Source organism: Nostoc sp. (assembly GCF_036919615.1).
In the GTDB taxonomy this organism is placed as follows: domain Bacteria; phylum Cyanobacteriota; class Cyanobacteriia; order Cyanobacteriales; family Nostocaceae; genus Nostoc.
Window position 1 is genome coordinate 116,719 of record NZ_JBALCN010000091.1, and the last position, 17,036, is coordinate 133,754.

Below are 17,036 nucleotides of genomic sequence, written 5' to 3' on the forward strand. Positions count from 1 at the left end.
TCCTTTCGCTGTCTTTAAAATACAGGTACTATTCGCCTTTAATACTGTTTGTTAATAAAATCTCTCACTTGTGGATCTTAAGCAGCTTGTTTAGCTTCTGAATTTTGGGTTCATTTTCTTGACCCTGTAATGTGACTAATACCAAGGCATACTTTTTATCTTTAGCTGTCTCCTGTCCCATAGATTGCGGTGTTATTCCTGCTAGAGCAACAGTTTGAGCCAAAGAAACAATCAAGTCTACATCATTAATAGCTCGAACTACTTGGACTTTTTCTACTTCCTTAATTCGCAAGTTTTTGGAATTCTCAGCTATGTCTCTTTGAGTTACAAATTCTTTAGTATTTTTATTAAGTTTTATTAAGCTATTACTTGCCAGTAACCTCAGTCCTCAGTCATTATTTATTACATCATTGGCAATTGTGACAGTGGCATTTTAGGGAAGCTCATTCATCGATTTAAGGCTTTTTAAGAAAAAACCGAGTGTGCTTAAAAAAACTAGATTTAATGGTACTAAATTGATTTTGAGTTTCTTGACAGGATTATTCATGAAAAGTCGATGTTAAAAAAAATTAGCATCGATTACTTTGTCTCTTAAAGCTGTATTCGGCTGTATCCAGTCATTAAAAGTAACAACTTTTACTTCTAATCTTTCCTGAGGTGCTAGTTTAGTATTTACAAACTTCAAAATATCTTCAGATATGATTCCTGTCACCCCGACTTGAATAACTTCTTTTTGTACAGTTGCCTGGGCTGTATTAGAAGTTACTTGAGCTCGTTGTTCGCTACAACTGGCAAAGAGTATGGAGGAGGTAAATGAGGTTAAGGCTGTCAGGAAAAATCGGCGGTTAATTTTTGGATGTTGTATATTCATAGGACTTACGCAAAAAACCTCTCAAACTCTTATTCCTCCGTGTCGCGCCAGTTGGTTCTCCTATCGGAGACGCTGCGCGAACAAGTCTCTTAACCCGCCCAACGCACTGGCTTCTCTGTGTCTTGAGTGGTTCGTTTTTCCATGACCCGTGCGTAAGTCCTGTAATTGATTTATACTCCGAATTAAGGTACTTTTCTGCACTGCTTTGTCCTAAAACACTAAAAATCTCACCTAGTTTAAAAAGCTGCTGTGCAACTATTACCTGTTATTGGGCAATTTATTTATATACTACGGTAAATAAATAAATTTACAGTAGTATAAACAATAAGATTTGCATAGATGAAGATAAAAACAAGGGACTATAGCGCTTCTGGGTTGACTCACATCTTGCTACCTGGAAATCTCTCTAGCAAGCAAGCTGCCAACCTTCTCTACAAGACGCTACGCAAACACTCTTGTCGTGCAATTTTAACTAGCCGCGCCACAATAACTGGATGCCAATGATCCAACCGCTCGAACGTATGCGCTATTTCATGCGGCGATTTCTGTTGCAGCAGATACAAAGCGCATTATGCAAGTGGTACAGTGAGCAGGCTGGCAGGTATATATCAGCGATCGCGGGTTCTTCAAATTGGAGGAAGTTTGGGTTGAGAACAAGCAACTGCTGGAACTGTTCCCTCCTGAATTTTTGCAAGCGTACCTTTGTCTTAGTAGTGATTGCGTCCATCTTTAATCTGCTGGGGCAAAACTGGATGACTGAAGCGATCGCCAAAGCGTCCTTGGGGCTACCGCTCGTCTTAGTGTGTGCAAAAAATCTTTTTGCCAGAAACTAAACCTTGGAATAAATCGATATAGTGAAGCTGCTGCTGATGAAAAAGCAGCGATCGCCAATCTCGATCCAATCTGCAAAACAATCGGAGGTTCGCCAAGGATTCAATGAAATGAATGGTGCTCTCAAACATTTTGTAGAATCTACCATCAATAATTACTAAATATTTGGGCGCTGCTGATTTGAAGTATGACTTTTGCAGTAAAAACATGAGCAAATTTGATGCTATTATCATCGGCGGCGGTACTGCTGGTTTGAGTGCCGCTTTGATTCTAGGACGTTCTCGCAAACGTACTCTTGTTTGTGGTTCGGGTGCGCCGCGCAATGTGCCGTCCCATAAAGCTTACAATTTATTCACGCGCGATGATATCAGTCCGACCGAACTTCTTCGCATCGGGCAAGAACAACTAGCTCCCTACAACAGCGTTCAATTCCAGCCTGAGCAAGTCGTTTGTGCTTCCAAGCGGGATGAGAGTTTTGAAGTGACCTTGGAAAGTGGCACCGAGCTAGAAGCCCGCCGACTTCTGTTGGCTACAGGTGTAATCGATGAACTTCCAGCGATCATCGATTCACGGATTTGACTTGTTTGGGTTGCAATTGTGAAAATGAGTCTGACTCGCTACGATGGCATTAGAAATTTATCGCATCTGAGTATGGCAAAGCAGGACGCTCCACTCACAGGAGTTGCGCTAATTAAAGAAGTCTGTCGGCGAATTCGGGTAGCCCGCAGCTTTTGGGATGCTCACAATAACGCTGCCTGTCGGGGTGAGCGCGATCGCGCATTAGCCCTTTACAATACACTGAGCAAGGAACAAAAAGAGCAGATTCCGCAAGTGTTGCGGGTGTGGCTGCGCTATCGCAGTGAGAAGTATTTTGGCGCACACCGAACACCGCCTAAATCGTCACGAAAATCAAAATAGTCTTTACTAGGGCAACACCTCGCCGTTGATATGCCAAAAGATACCTGTGTTGTTCAAGCTTAGTTCATCAATGTTAGGACTTACGCACCAGTTACGGAATAACGAACCGCAGAGGCGCAGAGAAGCCAGTGCGTTGGGCGGGTTCCCCGACTTAAAGCAACTGGCGCGACACGGAGAAATCAGAGTTTCAGAGATATTTTGCGTAAGTCCTAAATGTAAAAGCAAATTAGCAATTATCCCGTCATCCTATTCTGCCTCAGGGCAAACGCATCTTATTTCCTAATAAAAACTAAGCAAGGTTTTAAAATGACATAGATAATCCTAAAAATTGAGGTAATAATAAATTTTTAAAATTGATTCTATCTCTAGCATAAAATTTGGGTTTGAGCTTCATAGACAAGAGAATCATTAGACCGAAAATTTTTCCACAAGCCTTACCAACTTTTGATTTTAGCCAGTCTCAACCATTGGCTAGAATCCCCTTGATATCTGCTTTTTAACTAACGGGCATTGTGTATGAACTTTCTGCGATGGCGTACCCGCCCTTTCCGGTGGCGATGGGGTCAAATTTGTAAGGCAGCAGAAGTGGATTTGCCAGAATCAGGGTAAACGCTTCAGTAATCCCAGCGTGATCTTCTGAAAGGGAATCTCGCGCTTCAATTTCTGCCGCACTTGCACCCAAAGTCTTTATAAATGGGAATGCTTCGTCCCGCACAATCCGCAACATTTCCTCAGAGTTGGTGAGGTTTTTAAAATAAGATCAGCGACAACGCTGCTGATCCAATCTACAGAGGAACGGGTACTAAACGTCAACCACGCACTTTTTTTATTCTCAATACTGTTTAATTCTTAACCGAGAAGTATTGAGACTTTACCGCGATCTTTTAGCAATCACTTTTAAACCATAAATCGGATTGTTTACTAAATCATTCCCATAGGGTGTTAGGTTATCAAAATCGCCATTTAATGTCATTTGACGATTCGTACAATTATCTTTATACCAACACCAAGCCATCCAACCAATTTGTTTCTGTTGGAGAATTGATAATAAATTTTGATAGGCAAAATTTATGAGAGGTGGGTGATTTTCTGTAGTCCCATCTAGATCGTAATAACAATATTCAGTTGCACCATTAATATCTTCATCTTGCTTATTAGCAATTTCACCAAAAACCAGGGGGAGATTAGCATTAATGATGGTGTCAATATATGGTATTCCATCATAGCCAGACCAATAGGCATGACCACTAAATAATAGATTATGATCGGGATCATGATCAATTAATTCTTGTCCAATCAAGGGAAAAACTTCGATTGATGTACCACAATCTGGTGCGTCAATCATAATTGGTAGGTGTAAGTATTGGCGAATACTGCTAATCGCACTTTTATAAGCATTCTTGAAACTATTTAAAGCAGCTTGTTGATTATCTGTCCACCGATAAAGTCCCAATTCACCGGCTGGATTAATAATTAGATAGGATTCATGTTTTTTAAGTACCTTCAGCACATCATTCTGCGTCCACCAAGGAATTAACTGGGTATTTAACAACTGTGGATCGCTATTACAGGTCAAATCAGCTAACACGACTATGGGAATAATTCGACTTTTACGACAGCGAGTGAGAACATTATCCAAGTCAGAAATCGAATAACTAGGACGATTAGGTTGACCATAATCTTTGTACCATTGAATTCTGACCGCATTAGCTCCCGTTTTTTCTAATTCTGCTAACTTATCGCTTTGAGGAAAATTCCAGTCATCCAAAATGGGTAAATTTATTCCATTAAGAATTACGTTTTCACCAAATTTATTATAAAGATATCGACCTTCAGTATAGAAGGTAGGTTTTTTATTTTGAGCCTTTACTAGTGATGGTAATGTAGTAGATAATAAACCGGTAACACAAACAATTCCTGTGTTAATTATCAACTGGCGACGTTTCATAAAAACCCCAAATAATTTAATAATGATTGTTGATTTATTGTTGGTTATGGGCGAGTTTTTATCATTAATTGATTCAGGGTAATCAAGAATTATAAAAACTTGCCCTTACTATGGTGTCCCTACATATTTACCACTATTTTTATAGCGGTTATCGGTTGAGTGAGGTACAATAACCCCACCCCCAACCCCCTAAGAGCAAGCGAGGAGGGCAGGGTAATTTCATACAAAGAAAGAAAAAACTTTGTGCAGTTGGGAGCATTTTAATTGAGATTGGGACGGGAAAAGTCCATTTTAATCTTCAGATTAAAGTAATATTTTACTGCGATTTTTGCAGTGAATTTGCTGTTTCTTTAATTAAAGCCCTGAGCAGCTTTGCTTTCGTCAGCCCTGTATATTCAATAAGCTTTCAATAAGCTGTTCTAGCTGCTCATAGGTTTCTGGATCGAATGGCAGCCTCTCACCAGCGCCTTCATCATCCGATGTCGTTTCAAACCCACGATTAAATAAGTTTGACTACCGCGTAGCACTTCTTAGAGGATGTCTGAGAAGTATCAAATATTTGTTGATCCCCCCTAACCCCCCTTAAAAAAGGGGGAATAAGAGTCTCAAAGTCCCCCTTAAAAAGGGGGATTTAGGGGGATCTCCAAGGGTTAGGTGTATACAAAAAAACTTTTCAGATATCCTCTTATAGCTAGCTGTGGGTTTTGTATCGGTGGCGAGGTGCGTAGTTTACCGCCGTAGGCATCGCTTTACATCATCTATTTAATTTTTTGTTCATGTGCATAAATCAGAAAAATGCTTCGTAATAAGCAATGTGGGTTGGTAAAACCCTAGATTTGGATATTGCCACATTATCCTAATTACGGATTGGGGTATAACTGGTTTTCCAAAAACAACGTTAAATTGACCATTTCACGCAAGACTTATTGGCTGATTGCTGGCATTGCTGGCATTGCCGGCATTGACCCTGAAGATGTTACGTAAGTAAAGCGGCGTGAGCACACTGTACCAATTTATCAACTAACTTAGGTGATTTCAAAATGCTATTTAGATCAATTTTAAGTTACTGGACAAAAACTGTAACTATTACAGCTTTATTTGTTGGTATGACATTTGCACCTCTACCAAATCAAAAAGCTTCTGCCCAAACATCACCATTAGGTTTGTATGTCTGCAACGAATCGGGTGAAAATCTTAATGTCACAGTTGCCTACTACAACGGTTATATTTGGACAACCCAAGGTCGATACCAGTTATCTCAAACACCTGGCTCGTGCATACAAGTTTATAATAACTCACTCACTAACACTCGCTACTTCCTTTATGCCACTAGTGATTCAGGTAATCAGTGGCAAGGAAACCATCCTTTTTGTATTGGAAGCACCCCAAACTTTACAATCCCCTACGCTGACGAAACCCAATATTGCGGTAGTTCTGTACAAAACTTTTTCTCGGTTTGGGTTCCCAACCCAGTAACAGGAATTACTCCCCCATTCTACGGTTACACGTTTGCACCTAATAATTATTCCAACAACTGGAACTCTCCGCGTGCGGAACGATAAGTGATGGTTTCTGACTACAGAAGCTATTCAATAATCAATACCTTCGCCAATTGGGCATTTTGGGGAAGGTACTGATTTTTTTTGGTGGTGTGTTCCAGATATTAATCCCAGCAACGGTAGAATTTCAGAGCGCGGCGCTCAAAAAATCAACAAGCGCGATCGCCAGACGTTTCTGTTCGTCGGTCACTTCTAAATAGCGCTCAAGTGCCGATAGGGTCTTGTCACCATTTGATAATGTACAGGACTCAAACCCTGATTGTTTGGTGACTCCAAGCTCTGATGTTTTGGAATTACGTTTTCCTTATTAATCTACATGGTGATGCAGCTCTGGTTTCTCACCACAGAATCAGGGTGTGAGGCTCGAAATATAAACTCCGCTTATGACAGCGCCGATAATTGAGTTGTGAGACGAAAGGGAACCACCAGGACTTTACCAACATTGAGATTGGGGTAAGGAATCATTGATTACAGTAAATGGCAGTCTTAATAGAAGAACTTTGCCCAGATTGAGCCACAAGGATAATATCACCGTTAGCATCGACAATCCATCCTTGAGCCTCCACAATCTGATTAGTAGATTTGGTAATAGATGTAGTAGGTTTTTTATCTGGAATTTCCACAGCTAATTTATCCCTTACTCTCTCTGTTGCTTGTGGGGGCAAATCTACCCAACCTGTAATCACTGCTTGTCCCCGCAGAGGCTCGTTGGGGCTTTGGGGTAATCCACCGCGTCCTGTGGCAATAAAACGATTGGCGTTTTTTCCTCTTCTGGGTGTGCAACCTTGGGTGATTTGTTGGGATACATCCACAAGGTTAGAGGGTAGTTGAATTAAACCGTGACTAGGGTCAGTATCCAGAGTTTTGATAGTTACCTCCCCACTCACTCCCAATTGGGAACTCGCTGTAATATCGCTCTTTTCGGTTGGGCTTTTTTGCGGCACAATACCGAAAAGCCCGTCTGTTGTAATGTCAACTCTACCACCAATCCCTGTGAAGGCGTTAGCGCTGATATCGCTGTTTTCGTTGGGGACTGCAACAATAAATTTTGAGTTGATATTAATGTTACCGCCATTGCCACCTTTTTCGGCTGTACCTGCGTTGGTGGAAATTTGAGCGCCATGACGGAGTAAGAGTAAGTCGCTGTTGGCGTTGATATTACCACCGTTACCAGATGCAGAAGAAGCGTTGAGTTTGCCTTGGTTATCTAAGGTAATTTGGGGTGAGTTGACTTCGATATCGCCTGTGATTCCTGAACCAGTGGAACTGACAAATAAGCCACTGTTAGCGCCTATATTTAGCACATTGTCAGAAAATTTAGTAATGCGATCGCTGTAACTAGGGTCAATACCACTAATTGTTATCTTATCATCAGCGTTGACAGTTATTTTACCTGCACCTCCATTGCTTGAGGTAGCGGTGGTGAGTTGTCCGCCGTTGAGTGCTTCAAAGACGTTTGCATTTACCGTAATATCGCCACCTTTTTGATTATTTGCGGTGTTTGCATCCAGTAAAGCGCCGTCTGATACGCGAAACATATTGGTGTTTACGGTAATATCACCACCAATGCCAGTGGAAGTAAAATCAGTAAATGTAAATAAACCACTAGAATCTCCGCTTTCTTGACTAGTTCCAGAAACAGTTACTGCATCTTTTGCATTGATGCGAATATTCCCCGCATTCCCCTGTCCAAAAGTTGAGGCTTCAAGTTGAGCGCCATTGGTAACAGAGAGCGATCTAGTGATGATGTTGATGTTGCCGCCCTGTCCGCTATTTGTAGTTCTAGCAAGCAGTCCGCTTGGCTCATGGAAAGAGCCTCGGTCGAGTCTTCCACTGAGAGAAATAAAGTCACGGGCATTGACGATAATATTTCCAGCGTTCCCTTGCCCAAAGGTGTTGGCGGTGAGTTGTCCACCATTGGTAACGAATAAAGATCCGGTGGTGATGCGAATATCTCCCCCTTGCCCACTGCCACTTACACCACTAATGATTTGACTGAGTGCAGGTTCTCCATTTTCTGGACGAACTATCACTTGCCCATTTTGATCCACTCCAAACCCATCCACCTTAACCGTATCCCTGGCATTGATCGCTACATTCCCGGCATTCAATCCATTGCTGCCAGCACTAATTTGAGCACCTCTGGTAACCGAGAGCGATCGCGTATCAATGAAAATATTGCCTGCATTTCCTTGTCCACTGGTAGCTACATTTAGCGTTGATCCGTTCGTGAGAGAAAGGGTATTCGTCTTAATAAAGATACTCCCGCCTTCTCCACTAACAGCCGGGCTCGCATTACTGAAAATCCCACCCCCCTGAAACCCTGCATCCAGGAAAACCGTTGGAGCGGCGATCACGATATTGCCTCCATTGCCTTGTCCAAAGGTGCTGCTGTTGATTTCGCCGCCATCGGTGACCGAGAGCGATCTGGCTGTAATCAGAATGTTTCCGGCATTGCCAACAGAATTGCCAACAGAATTCGGCGGACTCACCGCGTCATAAAGCTGACTACTTTCCCCATCACTGGATTGACCGCTCAAGGTAATTGCACCCGTTGCATTTAACCTAATATCTCCTGCCTGCGTTCCGTTTAACCCTCCCCCAATCCCAGCTAAAAGTTGGCTGCCTTCCAAAATGCAGATATCTCGTGCATAAATTGAGATATTGCCACCACTTTCAGCAAGAACATTGATTGTACTTCCGTGCCTGAATGATACATCTCCCCGTGCCAACTGATCTGGAAAACTTAGGCTCAGAAGGTTACTATCCGGTGTTGGCATTCTGGAGAGTTGGACAATGCCAGCCCCAGCGATACTCCCCAGTTCAACTTGCCCTTCATGAATGTCAGCGGTACCTAAAACGCTTGATGTACCGTCTGGACTACTGCTTTCAGAATCAAAGCTAAGATTTCCGCCGAGTAAGACCAAACTCTGCCTTCCCTTAACTGTGAGGGAACTACCGAAGGTTTGAATGCTCCCAGGTTGCCGCTTAGAAGCCAGGAAACCACTCGGATCGCCTACTATCGTCAGTAAGCTACTCGTTTCACCGGGATTAGTTGCACTAAATTGAGCACCATTAGGAAACACGATCGCATCGACCGTTGTTGCCAAAAAAGAACCGACACTTAAACTGGCATTACGTCCAAAAATAATTCCATTGGGATTAAGTAGAAACAGGTTAGGGGTGCGGTTAGGGGTGCCGTGAGTTTGGATTAACCCATCAATATTAGACACCGCTCTACCTGTTACTCGGCTGATAATGTTCTGAATATCAAGAGCATTGTTAAAAAAAGCAGTGCCACCAGTAGGAATAGAAAACTCGCTAAAACTGTGGAACAGATTGCCACCCGCTTTGGTTCCGCCTTCAATAATTCTGGTGTTCCCTTCTAGTTTGATGGTGGAATTATTCGGTAGAGTGGTATCGGGGGTAATTTGAGCAAAAGCGCAATTTGCCCAAAAAGCTGCGATCGCAATTCCCATCCCCACAGAAACAGCAATTGTTGAATCAAGCTTAGTTTGTATAGTAATTGTAGTAATGGGTATTTTAGGCTGTGTCATCGCTTTGGTGATCACTTTAATCCTTTGGCCTAATTTTATTCTGCTAAGAGTAGTGAAAATTAATAACTTTTCTTGACAAATACTTAGATAATCGGAATTTCTCCCCCTTAGTCTTCTACAGTGTACACACAAGTATGAAAAGTATAGGTTTCAACTCTTCTAGTAGTTTCGTAGTAGCGCGTCTTGGCCAAAATAACAAATGCGTAGGCGTAGCCAGCCGTAGGCATCACCAAAATAACAAATGCGTAGGCGTAGCCAGCCGTAGGCATCGCCATGATTGCAACAATTTAGCTTTGTCACGCCAGCGTAACGCAGCGCAAATCTTTGGTGGATGAAGTTTTTCCGACTTGTGTGTACACCGTAGCCTTACTCTTGGGGTAACAAATTATTGATTACAGGAAATGGCAGAGGAAATTAAAGAACTTTACTCAGATTGAGCCACAAGGATAATATCACCGTTAGCATCGACAATCCATCCTTGAGCCTCCACAATCTGATTAGTAGATTTGGTAACAGAAGCAGTAGATAATTTATCTGTTACTCTGTGTGTTGCTTGTAGGGGCAAATCTACGCAACTAGTAATCACTGCTCGTCCCCGCAACGGGCATTAATCGCAATATCACCGCCACCAGCAGCTGTTGCGACATAATATTTGTTAACGGTTATCTAGAATGAACAACGACACTAATTGATGAAATAGCGACATTAGTCTGTGAAAGACGACATTGATCTGTGAACAACGACATTTAATTTGTGAATGTACAGTACTAGTTAATAAGCTGATGCACCTCTGCGCTAATCTAGAGGTTATATCTAAATAAAGGCTTATGATACCTGAAGAAATTGCGGATATGCTAACAGAGTTATTTGACACAGCAGCTATTAGTGCGATCGCTCCTGGATCGTGGCAAGTAGACACTTCAACTTTTCGGCTGTTGGTGCTGCTTTCTGAAGATAATACTTGGCTGCGAGTTTTACTACCTATTGTCCCCGCAGAGTCAGGGCAACCATTTTTAGCACAGTTCCTAGAAGCCAACTTTGATGATACTCAAGAAGTACGTTACGCTTTGTATGAAGGGGTAATTTGGGGGGTATTTCAACATAACAGTGACACTTTAGTGAGTGCAGATTTGTCCAATGCAATCAACCGACTTGTATCTCTCTATCAGGCTGGATTAGATAATGTCTTTAATCGACTAACTGAAAGCCGCATCCAGCAAATTATTCAGGCAGCAAAACAACAAGGACAATCTCTGCAAGCTACTATGCAAAGCTTAGAACGCTTTTATGCAGAAGGATTAATGGGCGAAATAAATCAAACCCCAGAAGCGCGAGAAGAAGTTCTAGCTGTTTGGCGGCGTCAGTTAGAACGCTTATGGAATGAGGGTTGATTTAAATTTTTAATCGGCATTTATATCCGCGCCACATTTCCATTTTAAACCAGTTTACAGATATAGCTATTGATCATGGATATCATTGAAATCCTCAAAGAAGACTATCAAAGATTCCCAGTAAATCAAACTTACAGCATTTACGCTCCAGATGTTTATTTTCAAGACCCGCTGAATAAGTTTCGTGGCGTTAAACGCTACAAACAGATGATTAATTTCATTAATACTGTGTTTTTAGATCCCAAAATGGACTTACATAATATTCAACATTTAGGAGACACAATAAAAACTGAGTGGACACTCAGTTGGAATACTCCTCTCCCCTGGAAACCACGAATCTCCATTCCTGGTTGGAGTGAATTAGGTATTAACTCTGATGGTTTGATTGTCTCCCATGTCGATTATTGGAATTGCTCACGTTTAGACGTGGTGAAGCAGCATTTCTTTGCTGCAAAAATGTAAATAATTAAGGCTTGCTCTAATTTTCTCCTTACAGCCTTTTTCAGGTAAATAGACTACGCAGTACGGGGCACAGCATTGCTGCATTGGTGTCAACCTAAGGTAAAAGTTAGTTTAGTCGGACTTACGCAAAAAACCTCTCAAACTCTTATCTCTCCGTGTACTCTGCGTCACGCCAGTTGCTTCTCCCTTGGCGCTAGCCTCTCCCTTTGGGAGCTACGGTGTATACACAAGTGACTTATTTTGCTCAAAGCGCTCTCAGACCTAATCCCCAGCCCCTTCCCTACGTTCGCGCAGCGTCTCGAAGAGAGGGAAGGGGAGCCAATCTTCAAAGCCCCTCTCCGCGTCGGAGAGGGGTTTGGGGAGAGGTCTGCCGACTTGTGTATACACGGTAGCCCTTTGGGAGAAGGGAAGAGGCTGCGCGAACAAGTCTCTTCCCGCCCAACGTACTGGCTTCTCTGTGGTTCGATTTTCTTAGAACCTATGCACCAGTTACGGAATAACGAACCGCAGAAACGCAGAGGACACGGAGAAATCAGAGTTTCGGAGATATTTTGCGTAAGTCCTGTTTAGAACAAGTTTTTAGAGATTGTCTTGAAAAGAAGTCTCTGACTGGGAATGCCTAACAGGGGGGCTGCCGCCTCAAGACTTGCAGCAGAGCCACAATTAAAGAGCATTTCCAGCCAGAGGCTCTTAACGAGGTTTTAAAAGGGTTTGGGCTTAAGTTGACACGTATGAGCATTGCTGCATTGGTATCAAATTAACACACTTCCATCAGAAGCCATTAAGCTTTTCCACAAAAACCAAAGCATAATAACATTCATCATCAACATCACGATATTCATCATCAACATCACGATATTCATCATCAACATCGTGACATTCATCATCAACATCGTGACATTCATCATCAACATCGTGACATTCATCACTAATATCGCGACATTCATTATCAACATCACGATATTCACCATCAACATCGCAATATTCATCATCAACATCCCGATATTCATCACTAACATTAAAACAATCGTCCAAAAAACCAGGTGCAATATAGCAGTTTTCAATTGCATGAAGTACAGCAATTCGTAGGGATGCATGGCTGTACACCTTTAGCTTATACCTCCTTTAAACAAGAAGTGTTATATCTGAATTAAGAGAAATTACTCAGATTTATGTATTATCTTGTTAAAAAATAAAATTATTCACGAATTTTACTGAACCAGAAAACAGCTTTACTAAGTCAAACTAGCTCTAGAACATCAATTTAGTAATCAAAAACCTAACCCCCAGCCCCCAACCCTTGAAGGATTGGGGGAGTCAAACTTTCCTATTTGCTTGCCTAATGGCAGGCTGACGCCAACAAAGAGTGGTTGGGAAAAAGGTTCTTCTAGGATTACTGAATTGGTGTTATAGAACCCCCTTTAACAAATATATCTATGTCCCGTCAAAAACGTACATCCCGTATTTTAGAAAAAGCTGAATTGAGATCCGCTGGACTCAAAGTAATTGATTCAAATCTGGATTTTGGTGATAATTGCGATTTGCAAAATCTGACTCAATCAATTGAGCAGTTACGCACTATGCTTGATGCTTATAACATTGCTCTAGCTATGATTGACTCCTCTAAAACTAAAATTGATGAGATGGAAAAAACCTTGAGCAATCTTACAGATAAAATAGTGAGAGGCGTTGCTTTTAAGTATGGCAAAAACAGCAGCGAATATGAGTTGGCGGGTGGTATTCGTGATAGCGAACGTATCCGCAAAAGCAGATTAAGCCGCTTGAAAGTTAGTGCAGTAGAAGTATTAGATGAAAATGATAAAACTATCTAATACAGCACGGCAGAAGGTAGAAAGCAGAGGCAAAAAATGCTTCTAGCAAGGGACATCAAGATGAGTAAACGCTACTTGCTCATTAAACCATTTGTTGTTGACTGCTGCGATACCTTTGGTAGGCTTTGCCTACGCAATTTCTTCTATTAACTGATGCTCTTTGCTCAGGAACGATTATGTACAGTTAATATCAGGCAATATCATGCATATTATTTTATGCATTTTGTAGTCTAATCTTATTTTGCATGTTGTTGAGAATGCTGCTATCTAGGAGTTTAAACAATTTAACTTGTTTAAACTCTGACGAGAGTTTATATTAATACAGTGTTTTCCCTTACAATTTCTCAGCAAATTTCTACCATGATTTATTCTCAAAAATTGCAGAAGTATTTGGCAGGTTTCTCTTTATCTGTGGTATTATTAGCTGATTTAGTAATTACAAAAGAAGCTCCTCCAGTTTTTGCTCAAACGGTAAATTCATCTATCGGTAATGCTGTAACATTCAGTTGCAATGATAGTGAAGCCACAATCCAAGCTAAAAATGCCCCCAAAGTAAGTAATGGAAATACCACAATTTACATTGGTTATCAGCAAGTCTCGTCTAATAACAAAAACCCTGTGACAATCCGTTTTACTAATGGGATAAAAACATGGTGTCGTAGTGATTACGAAACAACAAATGACGATGGTACAGGTTATGGATTATTTTGGGATGGAGCGAATGTTTTATATGGGGTTTACTCGTCCACTGGTAGTCAGACTGGTAATGATTTCCGCCGCTTTGCAACTGGACGTTGGTTGTCTAGTTATGGTAGCGGAGGCGGGCCAAAAGTCGCAGTTATAGCCAAGATAAATCCAGCCAATGGCGAGGTTTCCTATGCCACATTTTTATCTGCCAAAAAGGCGGATAATGGACAAACTAACTCTTTAGTTGTCCAAAACCTTTCATGGAATGGTACAAATTTGACTGTACAAGCAAAGTCATGGTGGACTCCGCGTCGCGCTAATACAAATTCCATGACTTGCTCTGGTTCATCACCTTATCAATACACAGCAGTATTTACTGGCGATTTAACTACAGTTAACTCCGCTTCAGCAATGACTTGTAGTTAAAAAGTTAGGATTCAACTATCAAATTGAGGAAGCATATTTTTTTCTAGTTGTTTGAGAATTGACAAAAGCGATCGCTCTTTGGGACTTCCAAGAAATAAATTATCCAATTTCACCGAATCAAAACGACTTTCTCTCCCCCTGCTCCCTGCCCCCTGCCCTAAAAGCGATGGGATATTTTTTTATTTGGAAGTCCCTTTCTCATTTATCTATCCCTAATTTTTTCCATTCGGACGCTGAATAATTGTCTCCAAAACCCGCCGTTTTGCCTTTGTATCAATACCTACCAATCGCACATACTCACCACTATATTCTGCCAGAGTTGATTCCAAATTTGAGATTGCATCAAACTCTGCATCAATGTGGCTATGAACACAACTTTGCCAAGAACCTGTGCCAAAACGGCGCTCATCTACGTGTTCAATACTAATTTTGTAACCTTGAGACAATAATTGCCGAATCTGTTCTTGTGTCTCTAGGGTTAAATGTGGACTCGATACTTGCTGTTTCTGGAATTTATTAGTTTTTGCTTCTTGGGTTGCGCCATTGCCTAACGGCTGACTAATTGGTGTTACTACAGCAGGTAGTGGAGATTGAGAATTTCTACCTCGATTGAGTCGATTGTAATCATCAACCAAATGGGAATTTTCTACCCGTTTTTGTTCACCAACCAGGAAGTTACCAGACTCGATTAAGTGAGACAGGTTAAAATTTGGCTTTTTAAATTCTGGTGGGCCTTCAACGCTGTTAACCACACTCAAGGATACCTGCTCAAAACCTATTTGATGGATGTAGTTGCGGATTTGTTCGTCATAAATGCGCGATCGCAAAGCGCTAAAAAAGTCAATGGACTGATTGACAAAAGTATCAACTAGCTGTTCAACTTCCCGCTGTGATAGTCCATCCGATTCAAAAATTCCCTTGACAATTCCCACCTTGTCGTCTCTGTCTGGTTCCCAATAAAATTTTTCCATCCGTCCATCCCGAATTAACGGTGCATAGAGAGTGGAAAAATCATTACCTGTGACAATAATCGGCACACGATGTAAAGGCGTGGAATCATAGCTTCCAGGTAGCTGGACATCTGTGGGATTATCAGCAATATTCATCAGTGTGGCATTCACCAACTGCGTATTTACAGTATATTGAGTGCCTTCATCAAAGCGTCCAGCCCCGGCATCTAAATCGTTAATCATCAGTACACACATTTTGCCGCGTACTTTAATCAGTTCTGCTGTTTCCCGATAGCGCAGCCGAATCAACCGCGCTGGATCTCCTGCATCTGGACTTTCCAATTCGCCACCAGATATGTTAGTCACCTCGATACCCATTTTCTCGAAGACTAATTGACATTGAAATGTTTTGCCTTCTCCTTTGCGTCCATGAATACCCAAAATCACGGGAACTCGCACGCCAGGAAGCTTTAGAAAGTTTTTGGTGATGTGGACAGCCAGTTTGTCCAGAAAGCGGGGAGCGATGTAGTAACCCATAAAATTATTTTTGCCTAGCACTGCTTAAAGTAATGTTAAGTTTTTTTAGTGATAACTGTTCATTTATTTTTTGGTATAAAAGGAGCGCTACTTACCATAAACGCTCAATTGGATATGCATCAAAAATTTTATTAGCACTCAGTAACGGTATATTTTCAACTACCGACTGTGTAATTAAAATTCGGTCGAATGGGTCACGGTGATGTAAAGGTAGTGTAGCAACAACAGTAATATGGTCTATGATTATTGGCAGTAATTCAATACCATTCCTAATTATTTGCTGTTTGATAAATTCGTCAAAAGCTAGACCAAAGTTGAGTTTTCCAATGCTGTGCTTAATTGCCATTTCCCAAACACTAGCATATTTAGTAGATTCTGATTATTTTCAATTTGCGATCGCTAACTAAAGATGTTGTTCTTTAGCGCCACCACCGTGACACATCTTGGATACCATCAGCTGTATCTTTTACCGCTTTTCGACCACCTAAAGCAAAGATAACAAGAGTTAATGCTTTTATATCAGTGAGTAAGCTTGGGCGAGTGTGAAGAGATAAGACGTAAAGAGTATCTTGCCAGAGAGAAAAAAGTTGAGTTTTTTATATTTGTGAAAGTTTATCAGCCAAACTACTTAGGGCTTTGGCACAATAATACTCATCCTGAATCTCCCTAGCAGCAGCCAAATACTTTGGTAATAATTATGGCAGTATAATTGCCAAACTACTTAGGCTTATAGCACGATAATACTCATCCTGAATCTCCCTAGCAGCATAATTGATAGTTCTTTCACCAAAAATGTGGGAGAAACCACTTCGTTAACCCTCTAAACAGTTACAAATAATTAACTTAGATTGTATTCAACAAGCAATTTGCTTACAGTAATTTTCAAATAAATAGCTCACAATGACTCATCTGAGCGAATTCAATTGGTGCAGTTTAGATAGTTCAATTACTTGAAAATAGCTGTAAGAACTAGAAGGAAAACCTGCCAAGGTGGATTTTGGTTCTACAAACAGATTGGCATTGAGCTATATAATCACTCGGCAACCAATATCCATCAAATGAGGAAA

19 protein-coding genes are annotated in these 17,036 nt (G+C 41.2%); 9 read left to right on the forward strand and 10 right to left on the reverse strand.

Translation table 11 applies throughout. The features are described 5' to 3' along the window. Nucleotides 1–64: 64 nt before the first annotated feature. Nucleotides 65–385: a MetQ/NlpA family ABC transporter substrate-binding protein gene (locus V7K48_RS25810; RefSeq protein WP_335076770.1), complete on the reverse strand. Its 321-nt coding sequence runs from the start codon at nucleotides 383–385 to the stop codon at nucleotides 65–67. A gap of 174 nt (nucleotides 386–559) precedes the next feature. Continuing rightward, nucleotides 560–871 (reverse strand): MetQ/NlpA family ABC transporter substrate-binding protein, encoded by a 312-nt coding sequence (locus tag V7K48_RS25815; protein WP_335076668.1) that lies wholly within the window; start codon nucleotides 869–871, stop codon nucleotides 560–562. 339 nt (nucleotides 872–1,210) lie between these two features. Between V7K48_RS25815 and V7K48_RS25820 the strand changes: the two genes are divergently transcribed. From V7K48_RS25820 to V7K48_RS25835, 4 genes are all read left to right on the forward strand, one after another. Beyond that, complete coding sequence (locus V7K48_RS25820) at nucleotides 1,211–1,375, forward strand: hypothetical protein (protein ID WP_335076670.1); 165 nt, start codon at nucleotides 1,211–1,213, stop codon at nucleotides 1,373–1,375. Then, on the forward strand, nucleotides 1,372–1,704 hold the full coding sequence (locus V7K48_RS25825) for a hypothetical protein (protein WP_335076672.1): 333 nt from the start codon (nucleotides 1,372–1,374) through the stop codon (nucleotides 1,702–1,704). The genes V7K48_RS25820 and V7K48_RS25825 overlap by 4 nt, the downstream gene beginning before the upstream one ends. A gap of 205 nt (nucleotides 1,705–1,909) precedes the next feature. Further along, the gene (locus V7K48_RS25830) at nucleotides 1,910–2,281 is read left to right on the forward strand and encodes an NAD(P)/FAD-dependent oxidoreductase (RefSeq protein WP_335076674.1); all 372 of its coding nucleotides are present in this window, start codon (nucleotides 1,910–1,912) and stop codon (nucleotides 2,279–2,281) included. Between the two features lie 72 nt (nucleotides 2,282–2,353). Continuing rightward, entirely contained in the window at nucleotides 2,354–2,620 is a 267-nt protein-coding gene (locus V7K48_RS25835; protein WP_335076772.1) for a Precorrin-3B methylase, read from the forward strand. A 496-nt stretch (nucleotides 2,621–3,116) separates the two neighbouring features. On the opposite strand, the gene V7K48_RS25840 is transcribed toward V7K48_RS25835, so the two are convergent. Beyond that, nucleotides 3,117–3,347 carry a hypothetical protein gene (locus tag V7K48_RS25840; RefSeq protein ID WP_335076676.1) on the reverse strand — a complete coding sequence of 77 codons (231 nt, stop codon included), beginning with the start codon at nucleotides 3,345–3,347 and terminating at the stop codon, nucleotides 3,117–3,119. 144 nt (nucleotides 3,348–3,491) lie between these two features. After that, entirely contained in the window at nucleotides 3,492–4,568 is a 1,077-nt protein-coding gene (locus V7K48_RS25845; RefSeq protein ID WP_335076678.1) for a cellulase family glycosylhydrolase, read from the reverse strand. A 1,040-nt stretch (nucleotides 4,569–5,608) separates the two neighbouring features. Between V7K48_RS25845 and V7K48_RS25850 the strand changes: the two genes are divergently transcribed. Further along, the gene (locus V7K48_RS25850) at nucleotides 5,609–6,130 is read left to right on the forward strand and encodes a DUF1036 domain-containing protein (RefSeq protein ID WP_335076680.1); all 522 of its coding nucleotides are present in this window, start codon (nucleotides 5,609–5,611) and stop codon (nucleotides 6,128–6,130) included. A 458-nt stretch (nucleotides 6,131–6,588) separates the two neighbouring features. On the opposite strand, the gene V7K48_RS25855 is transcribed toward V7K48_RS25850, so the two are convergent. The 3 genes from V7K48_RS25855 to V7K48_RS25865 all read right to left on the reverse strand — a co-directional run bounded on the left by V7K48_RS25855 (nucleotide 6,589) and on the right by V7K48_RS25865 (nucleotide 10,270). Further along, the gene (locus V7K48_RS25855; RefSeq protein WP_335076682.1) at nucleotides 6,589–9,684 is read right to left on the reverse strand and encodes an S-layer family protein; all 3,096 of its coding nucleotides are present in this window, start codon (nucleotides 9,682–9,684) and stop codon (nucleotides 6,589–6,591) included. A gap of 107 nt (nucleotides 9,685–9,791) precedes the next feature. Next, nucleotides 9,792–9,959 (reverse strand): hypothetical protein, encoded by a 168-nt coding sequence (locus tag V7K48_RS25860; RefSeq protein WP_335076684.1) that lies wholly within the window; start codon nucleotides 9,957–9,959, stop codon nucleotides 9,792–9,794. Nucleotides 9,960–10,108: 149 nt separating this feature from the next. Continuing rightward, on the reverse strand, nucleotides 10,109–10,270 hold the full coding sequence (locus V7K48_RS25865; RefSeq protein WP_335076687.1) for a hypothetical protein: 162 nt from the start codon (nucleotides 10,268–10,270) through the stop codon (nucleotides 10,109–10,111). A gap of 241 nt (nucleotides 10,271–10,511) precedes the next feature. On the opposite strand from V7K48_RS25865, the gene V7K48_RS25870 reads away from it, so the two are divergent. Both V7K48_RS25870 and V7K48_RS25875 read left to right on the forward strand, forming a co-directional pair. Next, nucleotides 10,512–11,075, forward strand: coding sequence for a hypothetical protein (locus V7K48_RS25870; protein WP_335076689.1), 564 nt, complete (start codon nucleotides 10,512–10,514; stop codon nucleotides 11,073–11,075). 75 nt (nucleotides 11,076–11,150) lie between these two features. After that, a complete protein-coding gene (locus V7K48_RS25875; RefSeq protein ID WP_335076691.1) occupies nucleotides 11,151–11,537 on the forward strand; it encodes a DUF2358 domain-containing protein in 387 nt (128 codons plus the stop codon). Between the two features lie 752 nt (nucleotides 11,538–12,289). Here the strand turns inward: V7K48_RS25875 and V7K48_RS25880 are convergent. Beyond that, entirely contained in the window at nucleotides 12,290–12,634 is a 345-nt protein-coding gene (locus tag V7K48_RS25880; protein WP_335076693.1) for a hypothetical protein, read from the reverse strand. 339 nt (nucleotides 12,635–12,973) lie between these two features. Here V7K48_RS25880 and V7K48_RS25885 point away from each other — a divergent pair, with 339 nt between their 5' ends. Both V7K48_RS25885 and V7K48_RS25890 read left to right on the forward strand, forming a co-directional pair. Beyond that, entirely contained in the window at nucleotides 12,974–13,369 is a 396-nt protein-coding gene (locus tag V7K48_RS25885) for a hypothetical protein (RefSeq protein WP_335076695.1), read from the forward strand. Between the two features lie 360 nt (nucleotides 13,370–13,729). Next, nucleotides 13,730–14,482 carry a hypothetical protein gene (locus V7K48_RS25890; RefSeq protein WP_335076697.1) on the forward strand — a complete coding sequence of 251 codons (753 nt, stop codon included), beginning with the start codon at nucleotides 13,730–13,732 and terminating at the stop codon, nucleotides 14,480–14,482. A 212-nt stretch (nucleotides 14,483–14,694) separates the two neighbouring features. On the opposite strand, the gene V7K48_RS25895 is transcribed toward V7K48_RS25890, so the two are convergent. Both V7K48_RS25895 and V7K48_RS25900 read right to left on the reverse strand, forming a co-directional pair. Then, the gene (locus V7K48_RS25895; protein ID WP_335076699.1) at nucleotides 14,695–15,969 is read right to left on the reverse strand and encodes a ribulose bisphosphate carboxylase small subunit; all 1,275 of its coding nucleotides are present in this window, start codon (nucleotides 15,967–15,969) and stop codon (nucleotides 14,695–14,697) included. Nucleotides 15,970–16,060: 91 nt separating this feature from the next. Then, nucleotides 16,061–16,315 (reverse strand): type II toxin-antitoxin system VapC family toxin, encoded by a 255-nt coding sequence (locus V7K48_RS25900; protein ID WP_335076701.1) that lies wholly within the window; start codon nucleotides 16,313–16,315, stop codon nucleotides 16,061–16,063. Between the last annotated feature and the right edge of the window lie 721 nt (nucleotides 16,316–17,036).